Source organism: Halocynthiibacter sp. (genome assembly GCF_049608145.1).
Classification (GTDB): Bacteria; Pseudomonadota; Alphaproteobacteria; order Rhodobacterales; family Rhodobacteraceae; genus Halocynthiibacter.
Genome location: NZ_JBMYXF010000098.1, coordinates 1 through 3,147, shown reverse-complemented (window position 1 = coordinate 3,147; position 3,147 = coordinate 1). Strand labels below are relative to the sequence as shown.

Genomic DNA, 3,147 nt, shown 5'->3' with positions numbered 1-3,147 from the left:
CCCGAAACCCTGTTTCACGGCACCGCCACACGATTTGTCGACAGTATCTTGGCCAAGGGGCTGATCCCCGGATCACGCCAACATGTGCATCTGTCACCAGATGAAGACACGGCCCAAACCGTTGGCAGTCGCCACGGAAAACCCCATATTTTCCAGGTGGCCAGCGGTCAGATGCACAGGGATGGGTTTACGTTCATCTGCTCTGACAACGGTGTCTGGCTTACGGATCATGTGCCAGTAAGCTACCTCACGTAAAAACGCCCGGGGGAAGGAACCCGGGCGTTTCTTTTTGGGTGGGGACAATCGCGCGCTTTTTAGAAAGCCCCCACCCACCGTCATCAGGTCATCCTATGGAGATCAGATGTCCTTGGACGGATCAAGCAGCGCTTCTTCAAGCAGCTTTTCATTGCGGGCGTCTTCAATGCGACGAATGCGATCTTCGCTGGAACGTGTGTCGAAACGGTATTTCACAACATTCACAAGGCTCAGGGTCAGCAGAACAACCCCCATGCCCCAGTAACCTTTCGTGGACAGCGGCACCTCTGTTGAATGATAAAGGGACAGTGCCAGCAATCCATAAGCGGCAACCACGCCAGCAATGTTCAGCATCATAATCAGGTTGGTATCGTTACGTTCGTTGTTCATTGGTTTTCTCCATGTTTATTGGTTCAGCCCGCAGGCTGGTTAACTTCGCTTAGGTATTTGTTTCAGTGGATTATTTAGATTGCAGACGCTTCAGAACATCATCTGCGGTGGATCGGGTTTTATGACCAAAACCTGCGTCCCCAAGGCGATCCGCCACATCATAATGGCCAAGCCCCGTGTCGATTTCCCGCAGGATTTCGCTTTGCTCAAACGGGTCATCTTTATTGACAACATTTGCGATCAGCTCTTCGGCTTCGTCAATCGCATTGCCACCACCAAGGGTTTTATTCAGGCGTTTCTGAATGCCCTGTTCGCGTTTAATCGCTCGGGCGGAAATTGCACCCTGTTTAAGATCTAGGATCCGACGATTGGCGGCTTCTACAGACTGACGCAACTGCATCACACGGGCTTCCAGACGGCTGGCGGTTTCCCGACGAACGGTCAGTTCGTTTTCCATGTCAGCAATCGCGCGGGCGGCTTCCTGGGCCAGATCTTCGCGTTTCTCGTCCAAGGCTTCACGGGCCCGCAGGGTCAGATCTGACACACGGTCCTCGATCGCTTCAATCTGGCGATCTTCAGAACGCTGGCGTTGCATCAGGCTTGCCAGGGTCAGCTTTGCAGCTTTCAGGCTGCCCTGTGCTTCGCGGATTTTCTGATCAATCAGTTCAATTGAATACTGGTCACGCAGGTTTTCTTCCGCTCTGGCATTTGCGCCGATAATCAGTGTTTTAAAAGTGCTGAACATTACTTTCTCCATTCGTGAACATCGTTCATGAATTTGATATAGCAACCACATGAACATTGTTCAAGAAATAAATTGAACAATGTTCATGATTTTAGACAATTTTCAGCAAAAGCATTGAAATCATTGTTTTTATTTTTTCAGGTGGCACACCAGAAATTCGCTTTTCCAGCCCCAAAAGCACAATCCCATGCACAGATGAGAACAACGAACGAGTCATTAAAACAACATTTTCCGCATCCATCTGCGGATAAATCTCAGAAACTGGCCCTGCGATATGGGAAAACAGATCTTCCAGCGCGGCCAAGTACCAGTCAGGCACCTGGCTTTCCGTCGACATTTCCAGATCAAACATCGCCCGCCAAAGATTTGTATTCTCCGACGCAAAGGACAGATAAGCCTCTGACATAATGATCAAGCGTTCATTCGGCCCCGCCTGCACACCCTCCACAGATTCGGCCACGACCAAACCCAAACGCTGAAATGTTCGCCCATTCACCGCCATAAACAGGGCCTGCAAATCATCAAAGGCGTTATAGATCGCCCCAAGCGCGCAGCCGGCTTCTTTCGCAAGATCCCGCGCCTTCACGGACCGCAAACCGCCATGCGCGATCTGCGTTTCTGCCAAGTTTACCAATTTTTCACGCAATGCTTCTTTTCGCGCAGCAACTTTTCCTGCCATGGGATCTTCCATTCTTTGAACTTTGTTCACGGATAAGCGGAATTGCGGAACAGGGCAAGCCTGGGCAACAGGATGCTCGACATCCGGCCGCAGGTCCCATTACATCGGCCACATATAACACAACGAGTTTCCAGATGCAGACCACCCGCCAGACAGAACGCCGCCTTGGCGACTTAATCCGCGCCCGACTGTCCCCCCTCACCACAGAATTTGTCATGTTTGTCCTAAAACAGGGTTGGTCAGCCCTGTTTGGCATTCTGATCCTGCTTGCGATCATTCTAACCCGCGCCGTCTGGCAGGCCGACTGGCCCATCGCACGTTATGATTTCCTGGTGGTCTTTGCCGTCACCACCCAGATCGCATTTCTGTATTTCAAACTGGAAACCTGGGAAGAAGCCCGCGTCATTCTGCTGTTTCACCTCACAGGCACCGCGATGGAGATCTTCAAGATCTATGCAGGATCCTGGTCTTACCCCGGCGATGGCGTGTTGAAAATCATGCAGGTCCCGCTGTTTTCTGGTTTTATGTATGCGGCTGTCGGGTCTTATATGGCGCGGGTGATCCGGGTGTTTGAGATGCGTTTCGCCCCCTTCCCTGCGTTTCACTGGCATATCCTGCTGGCGGTTCTGATCTATGTGAACTTCTTTGCTCATCACTTTCTGCCGGATATCCGCATCGCATTGTTTGCCGCCACTGTTCTGCTTTACGCCCGCACCCGCATCTGGTTCCGCATGGGCACACAGTCTCGATATTGGTGGATGCCCCTACCAGTGGCCGCGTTTTTCTCCAGCTTTTTCCTGTGGCTGGCCGAAAACATCGGCACATTGACAAAAACCTGGGTCTACGCAGGGCAAGCCGATGGCCAAGCCGTGAGCTTTGCCAAATTGGGATCATGGTATCTGTTGTTATATGTCAGTTTCGCAACCGTAACGCTGGTAACGCGGGATGCGCTGGACAGTGGGTTGCGACCTGCAGACAACAAACCCTAACCAACCCCACACGTCTGGAACACTGCAATATATCGTTTTCCGGTTTTCCGGTTTTCCGGTTTTCCGGTTTTCCGGTTTTCCGGTTTTCC

General features: G+C 51.7%; 5 protein-coding genes. 2 read left to right on the top strand and 3 right to left on the bottom strand.

Annotated elements, in window-relative coordinates; all coding sequences use genetic code 11:
* On the top strand, window positions 1-255 hold a 255-nt coding region (locus ACPGUT_RS15870), incomplete at its 5' end, for an RNA 2'-phosphotransferase (RefSeq protein ID WP_423993066.1).
* A gap of 102 nt (window positions 256-357) precedes the next feature.
* Here the strand turns inward: ACPGUT_RS15870 and ACPGUT_RS15865 are convergent.
* The 3 genes from ACPGUT_RS15865 to ACPGUT_RS15855 form a co-directional block, all read right to left on the bottom strand.
* Window positions 358-645 carry a hypothetical protein gene (locus ACPGUT_RS15865; RefSeq protein ID WP_423993064.1) on the bottom strand — a complete coding sequence of 96 codons (288 nt, stop codon included), beginning with the start codon at window positions 643-645 and terminating at the stop codon, window positions 358-360.
* A gap of 70 nt (window positions 646-715) precedes the next feature.
* Complete coding sequence (locus ACPGUT_RS15860) at window positions 716-1,390, bottom strand: PspA/IM30 family protein (protein ID WP_423993063.1); 675 nt, start codon at window positions 1,388-1,390, stop codon at window positions 716-718.
* Window positions 1,391-1,481: 91 nt separating this feature from the next.
* A complete protein-coding gene (locus tag ACPGUT_RS15855; RefSeq protein WP_423993061.1) occupies window positions 1,482-2,069 on the bottom strand; it encodes a TetR/AcrR family transcriptional regulator in 588 nt (195 codons plus the stop codon).
* Window positions 2,070-2,203: 134 nt separating this feature from the next.
* Here ACPGUT_RS15855 and ACPGUT_RS15850 point away from each other — a divergent pair, with 134 nt between their 5' ends.
* Window positions 2,204-3,058, top strand: a complete 855-nt coding sequence (locus ACPGUT_RS15850; protein ID WP_423993059.1) for a DUF817 domain-containing protein — start codon at window positions 2,204-2,206, stop codon at window positions 3,056-3,058.
* Window positions 3,059-3,147: the final 89 nt, after the last annotated feature.

Coding starts and splice junctions, on each gene's coding strand:
- ACPGUT_RS15865 (WP_423993064.1), bottom strand. CDS start 645: ATGAACAACGAACGTAACGATACCAACCTGATTATGATGCTGAACATT.
- ACPGUT_RS15860 (WP_423993063.1), bottom strand. CDS start 1,390: ATGTTCAGCACTTTTAAAACACTGATTATCGGCGCAAATGCCAGAGCG.
- ACPGUT_RS15855 (WP_423993061.1), bottom strand. CDS start 2,069: ATGGCAGGAAAAGTTGCTGCGCGAAAAGAAGCATTGCGTGAAAAATTG.
- ACPGUT_RS15850 (WP_423993059.1), top strand. CDS start 2,204: ATGCAGACCACCCGCCAGACAGAACGCCGCCTTGGCGACTTAATCCGC.